We start from the raw sequence: 2,974 nt of genomic DNA, 5'->3' as shown, positions 1-2,974 counted from the left end.
CCCCCGCCCCCCCCCCCCCCCGCCCCCCCCGCCGCGGCCCCCGCCCGCGTGGCGCGGCGATTCCGTACGATCCCCGGGTGGACCGGCCCGCCGGCGCCGCCCGGGCACGGACGCGACATGACTCGGGGGAACCATGCTGCGGATCGCATTCGGACGTGAGGACTCGGTACGGCTGCGGGTGGCGCCGGACGCCGATCCGCTGTGGGAACTCGTGCTGAGCCTGCACCTGCTGCAGAACCGGCAGTCGGCCGTGGTCTTCGACCCGTGGCGGCGCGAGGTGCGCGCCGGTCTGGTCCGGGCCGGTCTCATGAAGACCACGGCGGCACTCATCCGGCTCTCTCCCTGGGCCGCCTACTTCCCGGACTTCCTGACCCCCTCGCGCGGCGACCGCTCCTTGGAGGAGGGCATCTCCACGGTCCTGAGCACCCCGCGGCGGCAGCTGTCGGCCGAGCTGTCGGAGGTGTACGCGCAGGCGCCCGCGCCTTCGGCGGTACGGCTGCTCGCCGAGGGCGACGTGACGGCGCTCGAACGCCTGGGCCATGCCCTGCGCTCGTACTACGCGGTGGCCGTCGAGCCCTATCTGCCGGCGGTCCGGGGCGCGGTCGCCGACGACCGGGCGGTACGGTCCGCCGCGGCGCTGCACGGCGGCGCCGACGAACTCCTCTCCAGCTACGGTCCGGCACTGAGGCGTGAGGGCGCCACCCTTGTCGCGGACTATCCGGTCGCGCGTGATATGCCGCTGCACGGGCGGCCGTTGACGCTGGTGCCGTCGTTCTTCTGTGTGGTGGCCCCGGTGGCCCTGGCCGATGACGCGCTCGATCCGGTCCTGGTGCATCCGCTGGGTCCCGCCCCCGGATGGCTGGCCCGCACCAAGCAGCGCGATGCGGCGCCGCCGGTGGCCCAGCTGATCGGGCCGACCCGCGCCCTGGTCCTGGACGCGCTGGAACAGCCGCGCTCCACGGGCCAGTTGGCACAGCGGCTCCGCCTCACCGCCTCCACGGCCAGCCGGCATGCCACGGTGCTGCGGGAGGCGGGGCTCGTCGCGTCGGTGCGCCACGGCAACAGCGTGCTGCATCGGCGCACGGCGTTGGGCGATGCGCTGATGGACGGGCGGTTTTAGGGGCAGTTGCAGGGGCAGTTGCAGGGCCGGCTACAGAGCCAGTTGCAGGGCCAGTTGCAGGGGCCCGGCAGCCGTCAGGCGCGCCGTGCCGTGAGGCGGGCGTGCAGGGAGCGGGCCGAGGCGTCCGTCTGGGCGGCGATCTGGTCGACCACGACCCGGGCGCGCGCCTTGTCGTCGGCGGCCGTGTCGAACAGGGCACGGAACTGCGGGTCGAGGCCCTCCGGCGCCCGGGCGGTGAGCGCGGCGGCCAGCTCGGCGATGACCACGCGCTGGTCGGCGCGGAGCAGCTCCTGTTCGGCGCGCTGCATCACGTAGCGGTCGGCGACCGCCTTCAGCACCGCGCACTCGTAGCGGGTTTCCTTGGGGACGACGAGCTCGGCGGCGTAACGCGTGAGCCGGCCCGGCCCGTACATCGTGCGTGTGGCGCCCTCCGCGGCCAGGCAGAAGCGGCCGATCAGCTGGCTGGTGGCGTCCTTGAGCCGGGCCTGCGCGACGGCGGATCCGTCGTAACCGTGCGGCCACCACTCCTGGTCGAGGAGCCGGTCGAGCGCTTCCGAGAGCTCTTCGGGGTCGGTGTCCTCGGGGACGTAGCGCCCGATGGCCACCTCGAACACGGCCTGCCGTTCGGGCTCGGCGTGCAGACAGTTGGGGTCGATATGGCCGGCGTGCAGCCCGTCCTCGACATCGTGCACGGAGTACGCGACGTCGTCGGACCAGTCCATGACCTGCGCCTCGAAGCAGGTGCGGTGGCCGGGAGCGTCCTTGCGCACCCACTCGAAGACCGGCCGGTCGTCGTCGTACACGCCGAACTTCCCGGACGCCGGGTCGCTGGGGTGCGCGCCGCGCAGCCACGGGTACTTGGTGGCGGCGTCGAGGGCGGCGCGGGTCAGGTTGAGGCCGACGCTGACGAGTTCGCCTTCCGTGCCGGGCCGCTGCGACCGTACGAAACGCTTGGGTTCGATACGGGTCAGCAGGCGCAGCGACTGGGCGTTGCCCTCGAAGCCGCCGCAGTCCGCGGCGAACTCGTTGAGGGCCTGCTCGCCGTTGTGCCCGAAGGGCGGGTGGCCCATGTCGTGCGCGAGGCAGGCGGCCTCGACGAGATCCGGGTCGCAGCCGAGTGCGGCGCCCAGCTCGCGGCCGACCTGGGCGCACTCGAGGGAGTGGGTCAGACGGGTGCGGGGGCTGGCGTCCCAGGCCTGGTTCCGTGTGCCCGGTGTGACCACCTGGGTCTTGCCGGCCAGGCGGCGCAGGGCCGACGAGTGCAGCACACGGGCACGGTCGCGCTGGAAGGCGGTGCGGCCGGGGCGCTTGTCGGGTTCGGGCGCCCAGCGCTCCAGGGCCGCGTCCTCGTAGCCGGGTGGTGTGGTGCGGAATTCGTGCCGGGCGCCGTCGTGCTGCGTGCTGCCTTCGTGCTGCGTGCCTTCCATGGAGCGACAGTAGCTCGGGTGAGGGGTGGGGCGGCGGCCCCAGGTGCCTCTTGCGCCCGCGCTCTTACGCGGGGACCAGGCGTACCCGTATGCGGGGACCAGCCGCTCTCTTACGCGGGGACCAGCCGTCTCTTACGCGGGGACCAGCCGCAGATGCCCTGCCGGGGCCGAGGTGCGCAAGGCCTGGTCGTAGCGGTGCAGCAGGAGGCGGGCGACGGTCGGATGGGTGCCGAGGGGGGCGGAGGCGATCCAGGGTGCTGCCTTCGCGGTGGCCGCGGCGAAGCGGCCGGGGGCCGTGAAGCACGAGGCGATCGCGACCCGGTGCCGGCCGCGGGCCGCGAGCGCGCGGACCGCGGCGGGAACGGCGGGCGCCGCGGGGCAGGCGCTCGTCCAGGCCGCGCAGCAGAGCGCCGCCGCCGGTGAGCAC

Annotated in this window: 2 protein-coding genes and 1 pseudogene; 1 reads left to right on the top strand and 2 read right to left on the bottom strand. The window is 74.2% G+C overall.

Annotation, left to right across the window (positions count from 1 at the left end; translation table 11 throughout):
* Window positions 1-133: 133 nt before the first annotated feature.
* On the top strand, window positions 134-1,120 hold the full coding sequence (locus tag JAO81_RS18220) for a winged helix-turn-helix domain-containing protein (protein WP_199548920.1): 987 nt from the start codon (window positions 134-136) through the stop codon (window positions 1,118-1,120).
* A 74-nt stretch (window positions 1,121-1,194) separates the two neighbouring features.
* On the opposite strand, the gene JAO81_RS18215 is transcribed toward JAO81_RS18220, so the two are convergent.
* Window positions 1,195-2,547: a deoxyguanosinetriphosphate triphosphohydrolase gene (locus tag JAO81_RS18215; protein WP_199548919.1), complete on the bottom strand. Its 1,353-nt coding sequence runs from the start codon at window positions 2,545-2,547 to the stop codon at window positions 1,195-1,197.
* A gap of 132 nt (window positions 2,548-2,679) precedes the next feature.
* Window positions 2,680-2,974, bottom strand: a pseudogene (locus JAO81_RS18210) (hypothetical protein); the annotation flags it as partial.

Origin of the sequence: Streptomyces sp. N35 (genome assembly GCF_016464295.1) — a bacterium.
Classification (GTDB): Bacteria; Actinomycetota; Actinomycetes; order Streptomycetales; family Streptomycetaceae; genus Streptomyces.
Note: the sequence above shows the minus strand (reverse complement) of the source record. Positions and strands in the feature narration are given on the sequence as shown.

What these genes read in the sequence shown, in the direction of transcription:
- JAO81_RS18220 (WP_199548920.1), top strand. Translation starts at nt 134, where the DNA reads ATGCTGCGGATCGCATTCGGACGTGAGGACTCGGTACGGCTGCGGGTG.
- JAO81_RS18215 (WP_199548919.1), bottom strand. Translation starts at nt 2,547, where the DNA reads ATGGAAGGCACGCAGCACGAAGGCAGCACGCAGCACGACGGCGCCCGG.